General features: G+C 70.9%; 22 protein-coding genes. 17 read left to right on the forward strand and 5 right to left on the reverse strand.

What is annotated here, in order from left to right:
• The first annotated feature begins 2 nt into the window (after positions 1 to 2).
• Together M4J07_RS11050 and M4J07_RS11055 are read left to right on the forward strand one after the other, a co-directional pair.
• The gene (locus tag M4J07_RS11050) at positions 3 to 1142 is read left to right on the forward strand and encodes a ferrochelatase (RefSeq protein WP_255970457.1); all 1140 of its coding nucleotides are present in this window, start codon (positions 3 to 5) and stop codon (positions 1140 to 1142) included.
• Positions 1143 to 1151: 9 nt separating this feature from the next.
• Positions 1152 to 1967: an inositol monophosphatase family protein gene (locus tag M4J07_RS11055; RefSeq protein WP_255970459.1), complete on the forward strand. Its 816-nt coding sequence runs from the start codon at positions 1152 to 1154 to the stop codon at positions 1965 to 1967.
• A 97-nt stretch (positions 1968 to 2064) separates the two neighbouring features.
• Here M4J07_RS11055 and M4J07_RS11060 read toward each other — a convergent pair whose 3' ends face one another.
• Positions 2065 to 2238, reverse strand: a complete 174-nt coding sequence (locus tag M4J07_RS11060) for a hypothetical protein (protein WP_255970462.1) — start codon at positions 2236 to 2238, stop codon at positions 2065 to 2067.
• A gap of 326 nt (positions 2239 to 2564) precedes the next feature.
• Between M4J07_RS11060 and M4J07_RS11065 the strand changes: the two genes are divergently transcribed.
• From M4J07_RS11065 to M4J07_RS11080, 4 genes are all read left to right on the forward strand, one after another.
• Positions 2565 to 3218 (forward strand): response regulator transcription factor, encoded by a 654-nt coding sequence (locus tag M4J07_RS11065; protein WP_255970465.1) that lies wholly within the window; start codon positions 2565 to 2567, stop codon positions 3216 to 3218.
• 7 nt (positions 3219 to 3225) lie between these two features.
• Entirely contained in the window at positions 3226 to 4467 is a 1242-nt protein-coding gene (locus M4J07_RS11070; protein WP_255970467.1) for a sensor histidine kinase, read from the forward strand.
• A 426-nt stretch (positions 4468 to 4893) separates the two neighbouring features.
• The gene (locus M4J07_RS11075; protein WP_018535993.1) at positions 4894 to 5190 is read left to right on the forward strand and encodes a DUF4193 domain-containing protein; all 297 of its coding nucleotides are present in this window, start codon (positions 4894 to 4896) and stop codon (positions 5188 to 5190) included.
• Between the two features lie 13 nt (positions 5191 to 5203).
• On the forward strand, positions 5204 to 6157 hold the full coding sequence (locus tag M4J07_RS11080) for a hypothetical protein (RefSeq protein WP_255970477.1): 954 nt from the start codon (positions 5204 to 5206) through the stop codon (positions 6155 to 6157).
• Positions 6158 to 6183: 26 nt separating this feature from the next.
• Here M4J07_RS11080 and M4J07_RS11085 read toward each other — a convergent pair whose 3' ends face one another.
• Positions 6184 to 6633: a DUF3093 domain-containing protein gene (locus M4J07_RS11085; RefSeq protein WP_255970479.1), complete on the reverse strand. Its 450-nt coding sequence runs from the start codon at positions 6631 to 6633 to the stop codon at positions 6184 to 6186.
• A 58-nt stretch (positions 6634 to 6691) separates the two neighbouring features.
• On the opposite strand from M4J07_RS11085, the gene M4J07_RS11090 reads away from it, so the two are divergent.
• The 9 genes from M4J07_RS11090 (at position 6692) to M4J07_RS11130 (ending at position 15446) form a co-directional block, all read left to right on the forward strand.
• Positions 6692 to 7276, forward strand: a complete 585-nt coding sequence (locus M4J07_RS11090; protein WP_255970481.1) for a PaaI family thioesterase — start codon at positions 6692 to 6694, stop codon at positions 7274 to 7276.
• Positions 7273 to 7785 (forward strand): dUTP diphosphatase, encoded by a 513-nt coding sequence (dut, locus tag M4J07_RS11095; RefSeq protein WP_372345300.1) that lies wholly within the window; start codon positions 7273 to 7275, stop codon positions 7783 to 7785. The genes M4J07_RS11090 and dut overlap by 4 nt, the downstream gene beginning before the upstream one ends.
• A 1-nt stretch (position 7786) precedes the next feature.
• The gene (locus tag M4J07_RS11100) at positions 7787 to 8554 is read left to right on the forward strand and encodes a DUF3710 domain-containing protein (RefSeq protein ID WP_255970483.1); all 768 of its coding nucleotides are present in this window, start codon (positions 7787 to 7789) and stop codon (positions 8552 to 8554) included.
• A 208-nt stretch (positions 8555 to 8762) separates the two neighbouring features.
• The gene (locus M4J07_RS11105; RefSeq protein WP_255970486.1) at positions 8763 to 9971 is read left to right on the forward strand and encodes an alginate lyase family protein; all 1209 of its coding nucleotides are present in this window, start codon (positions 8763 to 8765) and stop codon (positions 9969 to 9971) included.
• A 94-nt stretch (positions 9972 to 10065) separates the two neighbouring features.
• Positions 10066 to 10791, forward strand: coding sequence for an ABC transporter ATP-binding protein (locus M4J07_RS11110; protein ID WP_255970488.1), 726 nt, complete (start codon positions 10066 to 10068; stop codon positions 10789 to 10791).
• A gap of 124 nt (positions 10792 to 10915) precedes the next feature.
• Positions 10916 to 13489: a sensor histidine kinase gene (locus M4J07_RS11115; RefSeq protein ID WP_255970490.1), complete on the forward strand. Its 2574-nt coding sequence runs from the start codon at positions 10916 to 10918 to the stop codon at positions 13487 to 13489.
• The gene (locus tag M4J07_RS11120; protein WP_255970492.1) at positions 13486 to 14169 is read left to right on the forward strand and encodes a response regulator; all 684 of its coding nucleotides are present in this window, start codon (positions 13486 to 13488) and stop codon (positions 14167 to 14169) included. The genes M4J07_RS11115 and M4J07_RS11120 overlap by 4 nt, the downstream gene beginning before the upstream one ends.
• Before the next feature lie 83 nt (positions 14170 to 14252).
• The gene (locus tag M4J07_RS11125) at positions 14253 to 14663 is read left to right on the forward strand and encodes an OB-fold nucleic acid binding domain-containing protein (protein ID WP_255970494.1); all 411 of its coding nucleotides are present in this window, start codon (positions 14253 to 14255) and stop codon (positions 14661 to 14663) included.
• A 3-nt stretch (positions 14664 to 14666) separates the two neighbouring features.
• Positions 14667 to 15446 (forward strand): DUF3159 domain-containing protein, encoded by a 780-nt coding sequence (locus M4J07_RS11130; protein ID WP_255970496.1) that lies wholly within the window; start codon positions 14667 to 14669, stop codon positions 15444 to 15446.
• A 119-nt stretch (positions 15447 to 15565) separates the two neighbouring features.
• Here M4J07_RS11130 and M4J07_RS11135 read toward each other — a convergent pair whose 3' ends face one another.
• Both M4J07_RS11135 and M4J07_RS11140 read right to left on the reverse strand, forming a co-directional pair.
• Positions 15566 to 16237, reverse strand: a complete 672-nt coding sequence (locus M4J07_RS11135; RefSeq protein ID WP_207826409.1) for a potassium channel family protein — start codon at positions 16235 to 16237, stop codon at positions 15566 to 15568.
• Complete coding sequence (locus tag M4J07_RS11140; protein WP_255970500.1) at positions 16237 to 16908, reverse strand: potassium channel family protein; 672 nt, start codon at positions 16906 to 16908, stop codon at positions 16237 to 16239. The genes M4J07_RS11135 and M4J07_RS11140 overlap by 1 nt, the downstream gene beginning before the upstream one ends.
• 241 nt (positions 16909 to 17149) lie before the next feature.
• Between M4J07_RS11140 and M4J07_RS11145 the strand changes: the two genes are divergently transcribed.
• Complete coding sequence (locus M4J07_RS11145; protein WP_255970502.1) at positions 17150 to 17863, forward strand: lytic transglycosylase domain-containing protein; 714 nt, start codon at positions 17150 to 17152, stop codon at positions 17861 to 17863.
• On the opposite strand, the gene M4J07_RS11150 is transcribed toward M4J07_RS11145, so the two are convergent.
• Positions 17854 to 19302, reverse strand: coding sequence for an LCP family protein (locus M4J07_RS11150; RefSeq protein WP_255970504.1), 1449 nt, complete (start codon positions 19300 to 19302; stop codon positions 17854 to 17856). The genes M4J07_RS11145 and M4J07_RS11150 overlap by 10 nt on opposite strands.
• A gap of 85 nt (positions 19303 to 19387) precedes the next feature.
• Here M4J07_RS11150 and tatA point away from each other — a divergent pair.
• On the forward strand, positions 19388 to 19629 hold a 242-nt coding region (gene tatA / locus M4J07_RS11155; protein ID WP_255970506.1), incomplete at its 3' end, for a Sec-independent protein translocase subunit TatA.

Here is a 19629-nt window from a genome sequence, read left to right on the forward strand (position 1 = left end):
ACATGCCAGAAGCGCACGCTGCCCCGACCACCGCCCGCCCCTACGACGCCCTGCTGCTGCTCTCGTTCGGAGGGCCGGAGGGCCCCGACGACGTGGTCCCGTTCCTGGAGAACGTGACGCGCGGCCGAGGAATCCCCAAGGAGCGGCTCAAGGAAGTGGGACAGCACTACTTCCTGTTCGGCGGGGTCAGCCCCATCAACGAGCAGAACAGGGCGCTGCTCGACGCCCTGCGCAAGGACTTCGCCGACCACGGCCTGGACCTGCCGGTCTTCTGGGGCAACCGGAACTGGGCGCCGTACCTGACGGACACGCTGCGCGAGATGGTGACCGAGGGCCACCGCCGCATCCTCGTCCTCGCGACCAGCGCGTACGCGTCGTACTCGGGCTGCCGCCAGTACCGGGAGAACCTCGCGGAGTCGCTGGCCGCCCTGGAGGCGGAGGGCCTGGAGCTGCCGACGATCGACAAGCTGCGGCACTACTTCAACCACCCGGGCTTCGTCCGGCCGATGATCGACGGCGTCCTGGCGTCCCTCGCGGACCTGCCCGACGACGTGCGGGCCGGCGCCCACCTCGCTTTCACCACGCACTCCATCCCGGACGCGGCGGCCGACAGCTCGGGCCCCGTGGAGGACCACGGGGACGGCGGGGCGTACGTGAAGCAGCACCTGGACGTCGCCCGGCTGATCGCCGACGCCGTGCGCGAGGAGACCGGTGTCGAGCACCCCTGGCAGCTCGTCTACCAGTCGCGTTCCGGCGCCCCGCACATCCCGTGGCTGGAGCCCGACATCTGCGACCACCTGGAGGAGCGGCACGCCGCGGGGGTCCCCGCGGTCGTGATGGCGCCCATCGGCTTCGTCTCCGACCACATGGAGGTCCTCTACGACCTCGACACCGAGGCCACGGAGAAGGCGGCGGAGCTCGGCCTTCCGGTGCGCCGCTCCGCCACCGTGGGCGCCGACCCGCGCTTCGCCGCCGCCGTACGGGAGCTCATCCTGGAGCGTGCCGCGAGCGAGAGCGGCAGGAACGTCACGCCGTGCGTGCTGGGCACGCTCGGCGCGAGCCACGATCTGTGCCCGGTGGGCTGCTGCCCGGCCCGCGCCGCCAAGCCCGCCGCCGCGGGCGCCGACAGCCCGTACGCGTAAGGACGCCACGTGACCGACCCCCAGACCCTCGACGCCCTCAAGGCCGAACTGCTCGACGTCGCCCTGGAGGCGGCGGCCCGAGCCGGCGCGTTCCTGCGCGACGGCCGCCCGGACGACCTCGGTGTCGCCGCCACCAAGACCAGCGCCGTCGACGTGGTCACCGAGATGGACATCGCCTCGGAGAAGCTGATCACGGACTTCCTGGCCGAGCGCCGCCCCGACGACGGGGTGCTCGGCGAGGAGGGGGCGAGCCGCGAGGGGACCAGCGGCGTCCAGTGGGTGATCGACCCCATCGACGGCACGGTCAACTACCTCTACGGGCGCCCCGACTGGTCCGTCTCCATCGCGGCCCGCAAGGACGGCGAGACGATCGTCGGCGTCGTCGCGGCGCCGATGCGCGCCGAGACCTACCGCGCTGTCCTCGGCCAGGGCGCCTTCGTGAACGACCGGCCCGCCCACGCGCGCGTGGCACCCCCCTTCGAGCAGGCCCTGGTCGGCACCGGCTTCGGCTACCTGGAGGCGCGCCGCGTCCACCAGGCCGATGTCGTACGGCAGTTGATCCCCAAGGTGCGCGACATCCGGCGTGGCGGCTCGGCCGCGATCGACCTGTGCGACATCGCGGTGGGCCGCATGGACGCCTACTACGAACGTGGCCTGAACCCCTGGGACTTCGCGGCCGGCGACCTCATCGCGCGCGAAGCGGGCGCGCTCACCGGTGGCCGTCCCGGCGAGCCCGTGTCGCCCGAGCTGACGATCGCCGCGCCGCCCGGCCTCTTCGAGCCGCTCCAGAAGTGGCTGGAAGAGCTCGGCGCCTGGCACGACTGAGCGGCACCCCGCACCGCCCGCGACAGGGTCCGTGCACGCGAAAGGGCCCCGGCACCTGCCTGGATCGAACAGGTGCCGGGGCCCTTCGTGGTGCGTGTCAGACGCTCGAGGCGTGGATCTCCACGCCGTGCTCGGCGGCAAGGCGGTGGAGGTCGTCCAGCTCGCCCTGCTCGACCTCGGCAAGGAAGTCGTCGCCGCTCTCGCGCGCCCGCGTCAGGTCGGACTCCGCCGCCTTTATGCGCTGCAGAAGTCCTGCGGTGAATGCGTCCATGGTTGCGCCCCCTCGTCCTGGGTCGTGGGTCGTGGCACGGGGGTGTGCCCTGTGGAAGGGGCGATCACGTCTCGAGCCGCCCTGCGGTAAGCGGTTCGTGGCACGCCACATACAAAGCGTGATCGCGGGTGTAAGGCCGTCCTCCCCCCGCTCCGTTCCGCGGAAACCTCAACCCCCCGAGAAAATCCCGGTATTCCCCGGACGCCTGACCGCCTTACAGCCGGTTTATGGCCGAAAGGGGCAGGATGGTGACTCACACCCATGATAGGACCTGCTCGCGTGCGCCCGAACGATGCCCGCGGGTGACCAGAGGAAGGACTAGCGACGTGCGCGTACTCGTCGTCGAGGACGAGCAGCTGCTCGCCGATGCGGTGGCCACCGGACTGCGCCGGGAGGCCATGGCCGTCGACGTCGTGTACGACGGTGCGGCCGCCCTGGAGCGCATCGGCGTCAACGACTACGACGTGGTCGTCCTCGACCGCGACCTCCCGCTCGTGCACGGCGACGACGTCGCCCGCAAGATCGTCGAGCTGGGCATGCCCACCCGCATCCTCATGCTGACCGCCTCCGGCGACGTCAGCGACCGTGTGGAGGGCCTGGAGCTGGGCGCCGACGACTACCTCCCCAAGCCCTTCGCGTTCAGCGAGCTGACGGCCCGCGTCCGGGCCCTCGGACGCCGTACGAGCATGCCCCTGCCGCCCGTCCTGGAGCGTGCGGGGATCAAGCTCGACCCGAACCGGCGCGAGGTGTTCCGCGACGGCAAGGAGATCCAGCTCGCCCCCAAGGAGTTCGCGGTCCTGGAGGTGCTGCTGCGCAGCGAGGGCGCCGTCGTCTCCGCCGAGCAGCTCCTGGAGAAGGCCTGGGACGAGAACACGGACCCGTTCACGAACGTCGTCCGCGTCACCGTCATGACGCTGCGTCGCAAGCTCGGCGAGCCCGCCGTCATCGTCACCGTGCCCGGCTCCGGATACCGGATCTGATCCCTCCATGGCCGCCACCCCCGCGCCGCCCAAGGCGCCACCGAAGCCGACCTGGAAGCCGGGAGCCGGGGTCGAACCCCCCTTCCCCTGGCTCCGCCCCACCATTCGCATAAGGCTCACGCTGCTGTACGGCGGCATGTTCCTGATCGCGGGCATCCTGCTGCTCTCGATCATCTACCTGCTGGCCGCCCAGGCTCTGAACGTGGGCAGCGAGCTCCCGTTCAAGATCGTCGAAGGCACCGTCTCCAGCAACGTCTGCAACATTCCGGACGGGACGAGGATCCCCGCCAGCGAGCTGAACAGTGCGCTGAGCGACTGCGTCAACCAGCAGCGCCAGCACGCCCTGGACGTCCTGCTGAGCCGCTCCCTGATGGCGCTGCTCGGCCTCGCGATCATCGCCTTCGCCTTCGGCTACGCGATGGCGGGCCGCGTCCTGTCGCCGCTCGGCCGGATCACCCGCACCGCGCGCCGCGTCGCCGGCACGGACCTCTCCCGCCGGATCGAGCTGGACGGCCCGGACGACGAGCTGAAGGAGCTGTCGGACACCTTCGACGAGATGCTGGACCGCCTGGAGCGGGCGTTCACGGCGCAGCAGCGCTTCGTGGGCAACGCGTCGCACGAGCTGCGCACCCCCCTCGCGATCAACCGCACCCTCCTGGAGGTCCACCTCTCCGACCCCGGCGCCCCCGTGGAGCTCCAGCAGCTGGGCAAGACGCTGCTCGCCACGAACGAGCGCAGCGAGCAGCTCGTGGAGGGCCTGCTGCTGCTCGCCCGCAGCGACAACCAGATCGTCGAGCGCAAGCCCGTGGACCTGGCCGAGGTCGCCTCCCAGGCGCTCGACCAGGCGCGGGCCGAGGCCGAGCAGAAGGGCGTGGAGATCCGCGGCGAGCGCAAGGAAGCGGTCGTCCAGGGCAACGGCGTCCTCCTGGAGCGCATCGCGCTGAACCTCGTACAGAACGCGATCCGGTACAACGTCCCCGACGGGGGCTGGGTCCAGGTCGACACCGAGGCGCAGCACGGCCAGGCGGTCCTGGTGGTCGCCAATACGGGCCCGGTGGTCCCCGCGTACGAGATCGACAACCTCTTCGAGCCGTTCCGGCGGCTGCGCACGGAGCGCACCGGCAGCGACAAGGGCGTGGGCCTCGGCCTTTCCATCGCCCGGTCCGTCGCGCGCGCCCACGGCGGCCGGATCAGCGCCGAGCCGCGCGAGGGGGGTGGGCTCGTGATGCGCGTCACCCTGCCGATCTAGGTCGGTTCAAGGTGCACGCCGCGTGCGGATCTGACATGCTTCCGCCGACGTGCTGAGGAGTTCGCTTTTAGCGGAATTTTCGGGACCTGCGCCCGGGAAGGCCGTGTGTGATCGATCACATGGGCGAATTTCCGGCCATCCACTCTCCGTGATCGCCAAGGTCGCCGGAAAGCCGGGAAAATCCGGGTTTTCGGGCAGCTTGATCACGGGAAGTACACGGGGTGGCGCCCGTGCAGTGCGTCAATCGGACCGTGTACGGTCCCGTTCGCCACCCAAGCCGATCACTCATGAGGGGTCCGGTTGGGTGTCGATTGAGTAACAGACCTTGATGTGAGGCAAAATCTCCGCCTCAGGTCGGGCACAAGTCCGGCCTCTCATGCGTTACGTGCGCTGAGACACCGCAGACACCCAGAGGGGGAGAGCGACATGGCAACGGATTACGACACCCCACGCAAGACCGATGACGACCTCAACGAAGACAGCATTGAGGAACTGAAGTCACGGCGTAACGACAAGTCCGCGTCGAACGTCGACGTGGACGAGTTCGAGGCGGCCGAGGGCCTTGAGCTCCCGGGCGCAGACCTCTCGAACGAGGAGCTGGCCGTCCGCGTCCTGCCCAAGCAGCAGGACGAGTTCACCTGCATGAGCTGCTTCCTGGTGCACCACCGCAGCCAGCTTGCGCGGGAGAAGAACGGGCAGCCGATCTGCCGCGACTGCGACTGAGGCAGGGTCGGGCATGACTGGCTCGACCCCGCCCTGGAAGCGCCGTTCCCTCAAGAAGCTCCGAGGGACGGCAGAAGGCCCGTCAGAGGCCGTGCGTGACGACGAGCGAGGCTCTTCCGGTCGTGAAGACGCCTCGCTCGAATCGGCGGACGACCACGAGGTGACGGGCGACCTGGAGGCGGCCGGCATCGTGCTCCCGCACGACGCCGACAGCGCCGCCGTGGAGACCAGGGCGCAGACGACGAGGCGGCGGGTGACCGCCGTCAGGGACGGTGTGCGCAAGAGCGGCACCGTCGCGAGAACGGGGATGGTCAAGAGCGGCGCCGCCGCCAAGGCCGGCATCGGCTACCTCGCCGACCGGATCATCGACAACGCGCCGCGGGTTCCCGTCCGGGACCTCGCGACCCTGCGCAAGCAGTTCCCCGGGCTCGGCCCCGAGGAGATCGCGGACAAGCTCGTCGCCGGTGCGGCGATGGCCTCGTCCACGGTGGGCGCGGGAGTCGGCGCCGCCGCGATGCTGCCCGTACCGCCCGCGATGCCGACCGAGCTGGCCGCGGAGATCACGGGTGTCGCGGCGATCGAGCTGAAGCTGATCGCCGAGCTGCACGAGGTCTACGGAGTGCGGCCCGCAGGCAATCTGAAGGACCGCAGCAGCGCCTATCTGACCTCGTGGACGCAGGAGCGCGGCATCGAGGTCACCAAGCCGATGTCCGTCAACGTCGCGCTCGGCGGACAGATGAAGCGCGAGCTGCGGCAGCAGATCATGAAGCGCATGGTGCGCAACCTGCCGAGCCTCACGCCGTTCATGGTCGGCGCGGCCGTGGGCGCGTTCATGAACCGGCGCGACACGAAGAAGCTGGCCGACCGGGTCCGCAAGGACCTCCGGCACCTGCAGGTCCCGTGGGACGCGCTCGGCGAGCTGCCGGCCCTGCCCACGCCGAAGGACGCCCTGGAGATCGAGGGCTGAGTTCCGGACTTCCGGGCGGCCGGGTCTCAGGCCCGGCTCAGAGCCTTTGCCAAAGCTTCAGGTTCGCGCGTCGAGAGGTAGACGTACGGCGTCGGGTCCGCCGGGTCCGTGATCTTCGCCCGGACCGCCGTGGGCACGTAGCTGCGCAGCAGCATGAAGGCGCGCGGATCGGCCTTGTACGTGCGCCAGGCGCGCGCCTCCTCCGCGTCAAGCACCTCGACGTCGCCCAGGGCGGACAGCGGGATCTTCGCATCGCCCGCGACCAGCGAGTCCGCCACGACGCGGATCCGGATCGAGCCGTACGAGCTGGTGATCACGGCCGCCACGAGGAGGCCGCCGACGAGGCCGCCGAGCATCGGCAGCGTGCCGAAGGGCAGCAGGATGATGCCGCACGCGACGCCCACCAGGAACGTGACGAGCCACCACGCGCGTGGTGCGGTGAGGCGTTCTTCGTAAGGCGTCGTCGAGTGCTCCATGGGCTCAAGCTTGGCACGATGCGTGAACCCTCAGGACGCGCGGGTAAGGTCTGCGCCTGTGAGTGGTACTTCAGCAGCTCTGACGCCCCCGGCCGACGCCATAGCGCCCGTACGGCACCCCGACGCGCCCGCTCCCGGTGAGCTCCTCGGTGCGCACTACGGACACTGTTTCGGCTGTGGCGGCGAGCAGCCGCACGGGCTGCATCTGGAGGCGCGGGCCGGCGAGGGCGTCAGCGTCACCGCCGAGTTCACCGTCCGGGCCGCCCATCAGGGTGCGCCGGGTCTGGCGCACGGCGGTCTGCTCGCCACGGCGCTGGACGAGACGCTCGGCTCCCTGAACTGGCTGATCCAGACCATCGCCGTGACCGGGCGGCTGGAGACGGACTATGTGCGGCCGGTGCCGGTGGACACCGTGCTGCACCTGTCCGCCGAGGTCACCGCCGTCGCCGGACGCAAGATCTACTCGACCGCGACCGGCCGGATCGGCGGCCCCGACGGGCCCGTCGCCGTCCGTGCCGACGCCCTCTTCATCGAGGTGAAGGTCGACCACTTCATCGACAACGGACGCCCGGAGGAGATCCAGGCGGCCATGAGCGACCCGGACCAGGTCCGGCGTGCGCGTGCCTTCGAGGTGAACCCGTGACGCTTGACGTGCTGATCCGCCGCGTCGACCCCGACGTACCGCTTCCCGCGTACGCGCACCCGGGCGACGCGGGGGCCGATCTGCGCACCACGGAGGCGTGCGAACTCGCCCCGGGGGAGCGGGTCGTGCTGCCCACCGGAGTGTCTGTCGCGCTGCCCGAGGGGTACGCGGCCTTCGTGCACCCACGATCCGGTCTCGCCGCACGCTGCGGTGTCGCTCTGGTGAATGCCCCAGGGACGGTGGATGCCGGGTACCGTGGGGAGATCAAGGTGATCGTGGTGAATCTCGACCCGCGCGAGAGCGTGCGGTTCGAGCGCTTCGACCGGATTGCCCAACTGGTCGTCCAGCAGGTCGAGAGGGTCCGCTTCCAGGAGGTCGCGGAGCTTCCCGATTCGGTGCGGGCCGAGGGGGGCTTCGGGTCCACCGGCGGGCATGCCGCCGTGGGCGCGGACGGTCAAAAGGGTGGGAATCGATACGCTTCGGTCGTATCCGACCGGGAAGGACAGTGACGTGTTCGGACGTCGCAAGAAGAACAGCTCCGCTGAGGACGCAGTGGACGCGGCGGGCGAGGCCGAGCAGGTCGTCGACAGTGCCGACGCGGACGCTGAGGGTGAGCCGGAGCGCGTGCGGCTCGAGCCCGAGCCGCGTCCCGACGGTCCCTGGGACGCCTCTGAGGTCCGTGAGCCCGGCGAGGGCCGGGTCGACCTGGGCGGACTCTTCGTCCCCGGTGTGGAGGGCATGGAGCTGCGGGTGGAGGTCGCGGGTGACGCGATCGTCGCGGCGACCGTCGTCCTCCAGGACAGCGCGGTCCAGCTGCAGGCTTTCGCCGCCCCCAAGAAGGAGGGCATCTGGGGCGAGGTCCGTGAGGAGATCGCCACGGGCATCACCCAGCAGGGTGGTGTGATCGACGAGGTCGAGGGTTCGCTCGGCTGGGAGCTGCGGGCCCAGGTGCCGGTGCAGCTGCCGGACGGCACCGGCGGCTTCCAGGTGGTGCGCTTCATCGGCGTGGACGGCCCCCGCTGGTTCCTGCGCGGTGTGATCTCCGGGCAGGGTGCCGTGCAGCCGCAGGCGGCCGGCCTGCTCGAGCAGATCTTCCGGGACACGGTCGTCGTGCGCGGCGAGGGTCCGATGGCCCCGCGCGACCCGATCGTCCTGAAGCTCCCGGACGACGCGCAGATGGTCGCCGAGGGCACCACGCAGGCCTCCGACGAGAGCTCGCGCTTCTCCGGCGGCATGGGGCAGCTCCAGCGCGGCCCGGAGATCACCGAGGTCCGCTGACGCAGCTCGTTCGTACGTGGCCGGGGGCCGCGCATCCGTCAGGGTGCGCGGCCCCCGGCTTTTCGTTGCCCGCCCGCCTCGTGGGCCCTCAACTGCCGTTCTTTTCTCAGTACTTGACGGAAGGCTGGTCCGTACCTAGGGTCACCGGCCAGCGCCGTGGTTCACATCGGCGCCCCGCGTTCACATACGAGAACGGATGGCCCCCACCATGCAGGCTCGTCACCGACGATCGCGCACCACCCTGCTTGCCACCCTCGCCACCGCCGTCACCGCCCTGGTCGCCGGCGTCGTCGCCTGGCCGGGAGCGGACCGCGCCGACGCGGCCCCCGCGACCTTCGCCCACCCCGGAGTCACCGTCTCCAAGGGGCAGTTGGACTTCGCCAAGGCCAAGGCCGACGCCGGGGCGCAGCCCTGGAAGGGCGCCCTCGACCAGATGCTGGCGAGCAAGTACGCCGACCTGAACCGCACGCCCAAGCCCCGTGCCACCGTCGAGTGCGGCTCGTACTCCAACCCCAACTACGGCTGCACCGACGAGCGCGAGGACGCGATAGCCGCGTACACCGACGCGCTCGCCTGGTACTTCACCCGCGACGAGCGGTACGCGAAGAAGTCGATCGCGCTCATGGACGCCTGGTCCGGCACGATCAAGGAGCACACCAACAGCAACGCGCCCCTGCAGACCGGCTGGGCCGGCTCCTCCTGGCCCAAGGCCGCCGAGCTCATCAAGTACACGTACTCCGGCGGCTGGGCGAACGAGAGCCGCTTCCGGACGATGCTGCGCGACGTCTACCTGCCCAAGGTCATCAACGGCTCGAACTCCAACGGCAACTGGGAGCTGTCGATGATGGAGGCCGCCGTCGGCATCTCCGTCTTCCTGGAGGACAAGACCTCCTACGACAAGGCCATGGCCAAGTTCCGGACGCGCACGGCCGCGTACGTGTACCTGTCCTCGGACGGCGCGCTGCCCAAGACCGTGCCCAGCCAGAACCTGGACACGAAGGAGAAGATCGTCAACTACTGGCAGGGCCAGTCGACCTTCATGACGGGACTGACCCAGGAGACCTGCCGCGACTTCACCCACACCGGATACGGCATCTCGGCCATCTCGCACATCGCCGAGACCAGCCGCATCCAGGGGCAGGACCTGTACGGCACCGACGTCGGCGAGCGGCTGCGGCAGGCGCTCGGCTTCCAGTCCAAGTACGAGCTCGGTGAGGCGCCGCCGAGCTCGCTGTGCGGCGGCACCGTCAAGCGCGGCCTCGGACCGGTCACCGAGGTCGGCTACAACGCCCTGCACACCCGCCTCGGCACCGCCATGACCAACACCCAGAAGCTCACCGAGCAGCAGCGGCCCGCCGGGTCCAACAACCTGTTCGTGGCCTGGGAGACGCTGACCCACGCCGAGAACCCGAGCTAGCGGGCCCGGAACCGGTCTCGACCATTGCCCGGCCGGGCGCCACGTGCCCATACTGGCGCCCGGCCGGGAACGTACGTACGGGGGAGCGGCGCGGATGACCGAGAAGGCAGAGGCGGGGACCGCCGTCCTGGAACAGGACGGCCGGGGACCGATGGTCGTGGTGGACGGGCTGCACCGTTCGTACGGGTCCGGGGCCGCCGCCGTGCACGCCCTGCGCGGGGTGTCCTTCGAGGTGCCGCGCGGCGAGCTCGTCGCCCTCAAGGGGCGCTCGGGATCCGGCAAGACGACGCTGCTCAACCTCGTGGGCGGGCTCGACGAGCCCGACCGGGGGCGGATCACCGTGGACGGCCTCGACCTCGCGGAGCTCGGCGAGAACGGCCTCCTTGAACTGCGCCGGGACCGGATCGGCTTCATCTTCCAGTCCTTCGGGCTGATCCCGATCCTCACCGCCGCCGAGAACGTCGGCGTACCGATGCGGCTGCGCAAGGCGGACCCGCGCGAGCGCGAGGAGCGGGTCGAGCTGCTGCTCTCCCTCGTCGGCCTCGACGGGCACGCCAAGCAGCGGCCCGGCGAGCTCTCCGGCGGCCAGCAGCAGCGCGTCGCCATCGCCCGGGCGCTGGCCAACAAGCCGGCCCTCCTCATCGCCGACGAGCCCACCGGGCAGCTCGACGCGGAGACCGGGCTCTCCGTGATGGAGCTGCTGCGGGCCGTCGTGCGCAGCGAGCGCGTCACCGCACTGGTCGCCACGCACGACGCGACGCTGCTCGATCTCGCCGACCGGGTCCTGGAGCTGAGCGACGGCGAGATCGTCCAGCACTGACCGCGCGGACGCGCATCAGAGTTGCGTCAAAGCCGCCCACCCACCAGGCATCTGTCCCCTTTGTGAGAATTGCTGGCCGTAAGGTCGACGCTGCGTGATGCAGCGACTGAAAGACAATGGGGCCATGGGACGCGGCAAGCTTCGGATCTATCTCGGCAGCGCACCGGGCGTCGGCAAGACGTACGCGATGCTCTCCGAGGCGCACCGCCGCGTCGAGCGCGGCACGGACTGCGTGGTGGCGTTCGTCGAGCACCACGGCAGGCCGCGCACCGAGGTGATGCTGCACGGCCTGGAGCAGGTCGAGCGCAAGGAGATCGAGTACCGGGGCTCCGTCTTCCGCGAGATGGACGTCGACGCCGTCCTGGGCCGGGCCCCCGCCGTCGCTCTCGTCGACGAGCTCGCCCACACGAACGTGCCGGGCTCCCGCAACGCCAAGCGCTGGCAGGACGTCGAGGAGCTGCTCGCGGCGGGCATCGACGTCATATCGACGGTCAACATCCAGCACCTGGAGTCCCTCGGCGACGTCGTCGAGGCGATCACCGGAGTGCGCCAGCGCGAGACCGTGCCCGACGAGGTCGTGCGCCGCGCGGACCAGATCGAGCTGGTCGACATGTCGCCCCAGGCGCTGCGCCGCCGGATGGCCCACGGCAACATCTACAAGTCCGACAAGGTCGACGCGGCCCTGTCCAACTACTTCCGCCCCGGCAACCTCACCGCCCTGCGGGAGCTGGCCCTGCTCTGGGTCGCCGACCGCGCCGACGAGTACCTCCAGCAGTACCGGGGCGAGCACAACATCCGCTCCACCTGGCAGGCCCGCGAGCGCATCGTCGTCGGACTGACCGGCGGTCCCGAAGGCCGTACGTTGATCAGGCGCGCGGCCCGGCTCGCCGAGAAGGGCGCGGGCGGCGAGGTCCTTGCCGTCTACATCGCCCGCAGCGACGGCCTCACCGCCGCGTCCCCCAAGGAACTGGCCGTCCAGCGCACCCTCGTCGAAGACCTCGGCGGAACGTTCCACCACGTCATCGGCGACGACATCCCCTCCGCGCTCCTGGAGTTCGCCCGCGGGGTCAACGCCACCCAGATCATCCTCGGCTCCTCGCGCCGCAAGACCTGGCAGTACATGTTCGGGCCCGGCGTCGGCGCCACCGTCGCCCGGGAGTCCGGGCCCGACCTCGACGTCCACATCGTCACGCACGAAGAGGTCGCCAAGGGGCGCGGGCTGCCCGTCGCCCGCGGTGCCCGGCTCGGCCGGTCCCGGATCGCGTGGGGCTGGTTCATCGGCGTCGGCGGACCCGCGCTGCTCGCGCTGCTCCTCACGCACGTCGACTCCGACCTCGGCCTCGCCAACGACATGCTGCTGTTCCTGTCGCTGACCGTGGCGGCGGCGCTGGTCGGCGGGCTGCTCCCGGCGCTCGCCTCGGCGGCGTTCGGCTCCCTGCTCCTGAACTACTACTTCACGCCGCCGCTGCACCTGTTCACGATCGCCGACCCGAAGAACATCGTCGCCATCGTGATCTTCGTCGGCGTCGCGGTGTCGGTCGCGTCCGTGGTGGATCTGGCGGCGCGGCGCACGCACCAGGCGGCCCGGCTGCGGGCCGAGTCGGAGATCCTCTCGTTCCTGGCGGGCAGCGTGCTGCGCGGCGAGACCAGCCTGGAGGCCCTGCTCGAACGCGTCCGGGAGACCTTCGCGATGGAGTCCGTGGCGCTGCTGGAGCGGGCCGGCGACACCGAGCCCTGGACCTGCGCGGGCAGCGTCGGACCACGCCCGCTCGAACGCCCCGAGGACGCCGACGTCGACGTACCCGTCGGCGGCCACATGGCGCTCGCCCTGTCCGGGCGCGTGCTGCCCGCCGAGGACCGGCGCGTGCTCGCCGCCTTCGCCGCGCAGGCCGCCGTCGTGCTCGACCGCCAGCGCCTCCAGGACGCCGCCGACCAGGCCCGCACCCTCGCCGAGGGCAACCGGATCCGCACCGCGCTGCTGGCCGCCGTCTCGCACGACCTGCGCACGCCGCTGGCCGGCATCAAGGCCTCCGTGTCGTCCCTGCGCTCCGAGGACGTCGAGTGGTCCGACGAGGACCAGGCGGAACTGCTCGCCGGGATCGAGGAGGGCGCCGACCGGCTCGACCACCTCGTCGGCAACCTCCTCGACATGTCCCGCCTCCAGACCGGCACCGTCACCCCGCTCATCCGGGAGATCGACCTCGACGAGGTGGTGCCGATGGCGCTGGTCGGCGTACCGGACCCGGAGCTCAGCGTCGACCTGGACGTCCCCGAGTCGCTGCCCATGGTCACCGTCGACAAGGGCCTGCTGGAGCGGGCCGTCGCGAACATCGTGGAGAACGCCGTCAAGTACAGCCCGCCCGACGAGCCCGTCCTCGTCGCCGCGAGCACGCTCGGCGACCGCGTCGAACTCCGCGTGGTGGACCGCGGCCCCGGCGTCCCCGACGAGGCGAAGGACCGCATCTTCGCGCCCTTCCAGCGCTACGGTGACGCTCCTCGGGGCGCGGGAGTCGGGCTCGGGCTCGCCGTGGCCCGCGGCTTCGTCGAGGCGATGGGCGGCACGCTCAGCGCCGAGGACACCCCCGGTGGCGGCCTCACCATGGTCCTCACCCTGCGGGCCGCGGCCCGTACCCCCTCCGCGGCGGCCGCCCAGGCCCCCGCACCGACTGCTGGAACGCAGAGAGGCAGGCACGCATGACCCGGGTGCTCGTGGTCGACGACGAACCGCAGATCGTCCGCGCCCTCGTCATCAACCTGAAGGCGCGCAAGTACGAGGTGGACGCCGCCGCCGACGGCGCGCAGGCGCTGCAGCTCGCCGCCGCCCGCCACCCCGACGTGATCGTCCTCGACCTGGGCCTGCCCGACATGGACGGCGTCGAGGTCATCAAGGGGCTGCGCGGCTGGACCAGGGTGCCGATCCTCGTCCTGTCCGCCCGGCACTCCTCGGACGAGAAGGTCGAGGCGCTCGACGCCGGGGCCGACGACTACGTCACCAAGCCGTTCGGCATGGACGAGCTGCTCGCCCGGCTGCGGGCGGCCGTGCGGCGGGCCGAGCCCACCGGCGGCGGCGAGGACGAGGGCATCGTCGAGACCGCGGACTTCACGGTCGACATGGCGGCCAAGAAGGTCAACCGCGGCGGCCGCGACGTACGCCTCACGCCCACGGAGTGGCACCTGCTGGAGGTGCTGGTGCGCAACACGGGCCGCCTGGTCAGCCAGAAACAGCTGCTCCAGGAGGTGTGGGGCCCGTCGTACGGCACGGAGACGAACTATCTGCGGGTGTACATGGCCCAGCTGCGCCGCAAGCTGGAGACCGACCCCTCGCACCCGCGGCACTTCGTCACCGAGCCCGGAATGGGATACCGGTTCGAGAAGTAGCCGAAACAGGCCGGGTAGGGCCCCGGGAACCGGGGTACACCAGCGGGTACGACCGTGTCACCGGCCCCGGGTACGCTTCCTGTATGAGTGCTGTTCCTCGTTCCGACAGGGCGTCCGAGAAGCCGGCGGGCCGATTCCGGCGCATGCTCGACCGACTGTCCACCTCGCAGGAGGACCTGGAGTCGGAGGAGCTGCGCGAGGACTCGGAGACCACGGGCTGCACACGCATCGGCGACTGCCAGGACCGACAGATCGTCACGGTTACTGGTACGTTGCGCACGGTCACCCTGCGGCCACGCGCCGGAGTCCCGGCGCTGGAGGCGGAGTTGTTCGACGGCTCGGCGGCCCTGGACGTCGTGTGGCTCGGCCGCCGCTCGATCCTGGGCATAGAACCGGGCCGTAAGTTGATCGCATCGGGTCGGATCTCGATGAGCCGGGGCCGTAGGGTGCTCTTCAACCCGAAATACGAACTCAGACCGCTCGGACGGGAGTAGCCGGTGACGTCCCTCGACAAGCCGACCGACCGCGAACCCGGAGTCGACGACCCCGCAACCGCAGACAGGGCGGTGACCGAGGCCGCGCTCTTCGAGGCCTTCGGTGGTGTGCGGGGCATGGTGGAGACCGTCGTGCCCGGTCTCCTCTTCGTGACCATCTTCACGATCAACAAGGACCTGCACATGTCGGCCATCGCGGCCCTCGCGGTGTCCCTGGTCCTGGTCGTCGTACGACTGGTCATGAAGGACACCGTCAAGCACGCCTTCAGCGGTGTCTTCGGTGTCGCCTTCGGCGTCGTCTTCGCGATGATGACCGGCAATGCCAAGGACTTCTACCTGCCCGGCATGCTCTACACGCTGGGGCTCGCCCTCGCGTACATCGTGACGACGCTGTGCGGGGTTCCGCTCATCGGCCTCATCCTCGGGCCGGTGTTCAAGGAGAACCTCTCGTGGCGGACGCGCAACCCCGGCCGCAAGAAGGCCTATGCGAAGGCGAGTTGGGCCTGGGGGCTCATCCTGCTCGCCAAGTGCGCGGTCCTGTTCCCGCTGTACTGGTGGGCGGACACGACGCAGTTCGGCTGGGTGCTCATCGCGCTGAAGATCCCGCCGTTCCTGCTGGCGGTGTGGCTGACGTGGGTGTTCCTGGCGAAGGCGCCCGCGCCGATCGACGTGTTCGCGGAGATGGAAGCCGCCGAGCAGGCCGAGAAGGCGGCGCAGGCCGAGAAGGCCGGGGCCGAGGTCGGGCGTTCCGAAGGCGGGGCGCGGCATCGCCGGGAGGCCTGAGCCCGGTTCGCGGGTGCGGGCCGTGTGCGGCTGGCCGCGCAGTTCCCCGCGCCCCTGAAGTCGGAAAAGGGCGGTGGCCCCGAGCAGAGCTCGGGGCCACCGCCCTTTTCCGACTTCTTCTACGCGTCCTCGCGTCGGACCGACAGCAGGTCCTCCAGCTGTTCCTCCCGGGCCTGCGCCGCGACGAACAGCAGCTCGTCGCCCGCCTCCAGGGAGTCCTCCTGGCTGGGAGCCAGGACGCGGGTGCCGCGGATGATCGTGACCAGGGACGTGTCCTCCGGCCACTGGACGTCGCCGACCCGGGTGCCGGCCAGGGCCGACTCCGGCGGGAGCGTCAGCTCGACCAGGTTCGCGTCACCGTGGCTGAAGCGCAGCAGGCGCACCAGGTCGCCCACGCTGACGGCCTCTTCGACCAGGGCCGACATGAGGCGCGGCGTGGAGACGGCGACGTCGACGCCCCACGACTCGTTGAACAGCCATTCGTTCTTGGGGTTGTTGACGCGGGCGACGACCCGCGGGACCCCGTACTCGGTCTTCGCGAGCAGCGAGACGACCAGGTTGACCTTGTCGTCGCCGGTGGCCGCGATGACCACGTTGCAGCGCTGCAGCGCCGCCTCGTCCAGGGACGTGATCTCGCAGGCGTCGGCGAGCAGCCACTCCGCCTGCGGGACGCGCTCGACCGAGATGGCGGTCGGCGCCTTGTCGACGAGGAGGACCTCGTGGCCGTTCTCGAGCAGTTCGCCCGCGATCGAGCGGCCGACCGCTCCGGCTCCGGCAATGGCGACCCTCATCAGTGACCGCCCTCCTCTTCAGGACCCTCGGCGAACGCCGCCTCGACCTTCTCGACGTCGTCCGTGCGCATCATCACGTGGACGAGGTCGCCCTCCTGCAGCACCGTCTGCGACGTCGGCAGGATCGCCTCGCCGAGCCGGGTCAGGAACGCGACGCGCACGCCCGTCTCCTCCTGCAGGCGGCTGATCTTGTGGCCGACCCAGGACGCCGACGTGTGCACCTCGGCGAGCTGCACGCCACCGGTGGGATCCCGCCACAGCGGCTCGGCGCCGGACGGCAGGAGGCGGCGCAGCATCTGGTCGGCGGTCCAGCGGACCGTGGCGACCGTTGGGATGCCCAGGCGCTGGTAGACCTCGGCGCGGCGGGGGTCGTAGATCCGCGCCGCCACGTTCTCGATGCCGAACATCTCGCGGGCCACGCGGGCGGCGATGATGTTGGAGTTGTCACCGCTGGAGACCGCGGCGAACGCGCCCGCCTCCTCGATGCCGGCCTCGCGCAGGGTGTCCTGGTCGAAACCGACACCGGTGACGCGACGGCCGCCGAAACCGGATCCCAGTCGGCGGAAGGCCGTGGGGTCCTGGTCGACCACGGCGACCGTGTGGCCCTGCTGTTCCAGGGTCTGGGCAAGTTGGGACCCTACTCGGCCACAGCCCATGATCACGATATGCACGGCCCTACCCCGCACTCCTCATAGGCCTTCTGACCTGCGTAAACGTCCTGCTCATGTCTCTCTCTCGCGGCTCGGTCCAGCCGGTGCGGCTCGATCTCGGGCACGGTGCGGGCTTTTTGCGGCACGCGCTCTGGACCACCGTATCGGCAATGTGCTCGAACTCCTCCCTCGCGTCGACGCCTAGATCGCCGACGCTTCCTACACTGGCCGGTGCGGACCTTGCGGGCGAGAGGAGACCGGCATGGCCGGGCGTCGTACGCGGTGGGGGTGGCTCGTGCTCGTCGTGGCCGCGGTGGTGGTGTGGGGGCTCGTGGCGCGCGTCGGGCACCAGCCGTCGCAGCCCCGGGCGGGGTCCCCTTCACCCGCTCCGTCGCGGACCCCGTCGCCGTCCCCCTCCTCTTCGCCCCCGTCCTCGCCCGGTCGTGACGGCCCGGAACCCTCCCCGTCCAGGACGGCCGGTGGCCGCTACGACCCCGTGGACTACGCGGCCGAGGTGCGGGCCCGCGCCGGGCAGGCCGGCGTCGGTGCCCGACTGGTCATGGCGATCCTCTGCAACGAGGCGTACAAGCCGCACGATCCGGCGCTGGAGCGGGCCTGGCAGCGGTACAAGCCGGACGCCGCCTTCGGGATCGCGAACATGCACCGGGCCGCCTTCGACGACACCAAGCGGGGCCGGGACTTCGCCGGCCGGCGCTGGGACGAGCTGCCCGACGACCGGGACCTGGCCATCGAGGCCGCGGCGTGGCACCTGCACGACCTCGCCGCCCGGCTGCCGGCCCACTGGACGGGCCCGTACACCCGCGACGAACTGCTCGCGCTCGGCTACAACACCGGGGCCGCCAACATGCTCGCCTTCGCGCGCGGGGCGTCGCCCGGCAGCCAGGCCCGGTCCTATCTCGACCGGCTGCACGACAACTGGGAGAAGGCCGGGCGCGCGGTGGCCCGTCAGCCGTAGGAGAGGTCGTCGCAGGGATCGGCGTCGGCGGAGCGCGCGTTCTCGGTCGGGTCCTCGGTGCTGGTGGAACTGGTGGTGCTCGTGGTGCCTTCGGCGTCCTCGGGGGTCTTGGCGGTCGGGTAGTCGGTGCCGAGGATCACGTCGATGCCGGTTCCGGCGGCCGGGGCGAGCGTGGCGCCGGGGAAGCGGGCGGCGACGGTCGCGGCGCGGGCGCGCAGACCGGGGCCGTACTCGACCACCGTCGTCGTGCGGCCCTGCCCCGCCGCGGTCGCCGTACCCGTGACCGTGAAGCCGTCCGCCTCCAGCTCGGCCGCGGCGCGGGCGGCGAGTCCCGGGACGGTCGTGCCGTTGTGGACGGAGACCGCGATGCCGTCCCCCGGGGACGGTGCGGGTGACGGAGTGGGCGATGCGCTCTTGCCGTGCACCGTGCGGTCGTCCTTGAGGGACGCCCACAGGCGGTCCGCGTCCGGCTGGACTAGGGCGACGCGCGACCCCTCGTAGCGCCAGGGCACCGTCACGAACTTCAGGTGCTGAGGATCGACGTCCTTGAGCGACATCGCGAACGAGATCAGCTTGTCCGCGGACCCGAGGCCCGGGTCGACGGTCAGCGACTCGGTGGCCGCGTTCGCCAGCGGCAGCAGCCGGGTCGGGGTCAGTCCGTCCGCGCGGATCTTCTTCATCAGGCCGGCCATGAAGGCCTGCTGGCGCTTGATGCGGCCGATGTCCGAGCCGTCGCCGATGCCGTGGCGGATCCGGACGTAGTCCAGGGCCCGCTGCCCGGACACCGTCTGTTCGCCCTTGGGGAAGAGGAGGGCGCCGCGGGTGGTGCGGTTCGGGTCGAGGTCGCGCGCGTAGACGTTCTGCGGCAGGCAGACCCGGACGCCGCCCACGACGTCCGTCAGTGCGGCGAAGCCCTTGAAGTCGACGACGACCGTGTGGTCGACGCGCAGGCCGGTCAGCTTCTCGACGGTGTTCTGGGTGCAGGCCGGGTTGCCCTGGGCGGTGGAGCCCACGGAGTACGCCGCGTTGAACATGGTGTCCGGCCGCTCCTTCGTCCACGTGCCGTCCGGGAGCTTGCACGAGGGGATCGTGACCAGGCTGTCGCGGGGGATCGAGACGGCGACGGCGTGCCGGTGGCCCGCGTATATGTGCAGCAGGAGCGTGGTGTCGGAGCGGCCGATGTCGCCCTTGTCGCCGCCGCCGAGCGCGCTGTTGCCGCCGGTGCGCGCGTCCGAGCCGATGACGAGGACGTTCTCGCCCTTCGACGCGTCGGCGTCCGGACGGTCGCCGGAGACGCCGTCGGAACTGAACGTGTGGATGCTGCCGCCGAGCCGGAGGTAGAGCCAGCCGGCCCCCGCCGTGACGAGGACCACGAAGGAGGCGGTCAGGGCGAGGGCGATCCGGAGCGGACGCGACCGTCTGCGCCGTCGGCCGGACATGGGTGCCTCCTGTGAAGTGGCGTGCGTTGGGTTGTACAGTTGCGCAATGTAGCAACCTTTCGTGAGTGCACTGCAAGGAGGCGGCATGCTCCGCAACGGGCTAGAGCCCTGGCACCTGCTGATCGTGGCGGTCATCTTCATCCTGCTGTTCGGGGCCAAGCGGCTGCCGGACACCGCCAGGTCGGTCGGCAAGTCGCTGCGGATCCTCAAGAGCGAGACCGCGGCCATGAAGGGCGAGACCGCGACCGCGAAGAGTGGGGCCGCGGCCGTGAGGAGTGAGACCGAGACCGCGAAGAGCGGCCCGACGGCCGCGCCGAGCGAGGCCGG

It is taken from the genome of Streptomyces longispororuber (assembly GCF_024448165.1).
In the GTDB taxonomy this organism is placed as follows: Bacteria; Actinomycetota; Actinomycetes; order Streptomycetales; family Streptomycetaceae; genus Streptomyces; species Streptomyces longispororuber_A.

Bases quoted from the DNA above. Each gene is read 5' to 3' on its own strand.
- M4J07_RS11050 (WP_255970457.1), top strand. From the start codon at position 3: ATGCCAGAAGCGCACGCTGCCCCGACCACCGCCCGCCCCTACGACGCC.
- M4J07_RS11060 (WP_255970462.1), bottom strand. From the start codon at position 2,238: ATGGACGCATTCACCGCAGGACTTCTGCAGCGCATAAAGGCGGCGGAG.
- M4J07_RS11070 (WP_255970467.1), top strand. From the start codon at position 3,226: ATGGCCGCCACCCCCGCGCCGCCCAAGGCGCCACCGAAGCCGACCTGG.
- M4J07_RS11075 (WP_018535993.1), top strand. From the start codon at position 4,894: ATGGCAACGGATTACGACACCCCACGCAAGACCGATGACGACCTCAAC.
- M4J07_RS11080 (WP_255970477.1), top strand. From the start codon at position 5,204: ATGACTGGCTCGACCCCGCCCTGGAAGCGCCGTTCCCTCAAGAAGCTC.
- M4J07_RS11085 (WP_255970479.1), bottom strand. From the start codon at position 6,633: ATGGAGCACTCGACGACGCCTTACGAAGAACGCCTCACCGCACCACGC.
- M4J07_RS11105 (WP_255970486.1), top strand. From the start codon at position 8,763: ATGCAGGCTCGTCACCGACGATCGCGCACCACCCTGCTTGCCACCCTC.
- M4J07_RS11110 (WP_255970488.1), top strand. From the start codon at position 10,066: ATGACCGAGAAGGCAGAGGCGGGGACCGCCGTCCTGGAACAGGACGGC.
- M4J07_RS11115 (WP_255970490.1), top strand. From the start codon at position 10,916: ATGGGACGCGGCAAGCTTCGGATCTATCTCGGCAGCGCACCGGGCGTC.
- M4J07_RS11120 (WP_255970492.1), top strand. From the start codon at position 13,486: ATGACCCGGGTGCTCGTGGTCGACGACGAACCGCAGATCGTCCGCGCC.
- M4J07_RS11125 (WP_255970494.1), top strand. From the start codon at position 14,253: ATGAGTGCTGTTCCTCGTTCCGACAGGGCGTCCGAGAAGCCGGCGGGC.
- M4J07_RS11135 (WP_207826409.1), bottom strand. From the start codon at position 16,237: ATGAGGGTCGCCATTGCCGGAGCCGGAGCGGTCGGCCGCTCGATCGCG.
- M4J07_RS11145 (WP_255970502.1), top strand. From the start codon at position 17,150: ATGGCCGGGCGTCGTACGCGGTGGGGGTGGCTCGTGCTCGTCGTGGCC.
- M4J07_RS11150 (WP_255970504.1), bottom strand. From the start codon at position 19,302: ATGTCCGGCCGACGGCGCAGACGGTCGCGTCCGCTCCGGATCGCCCTC.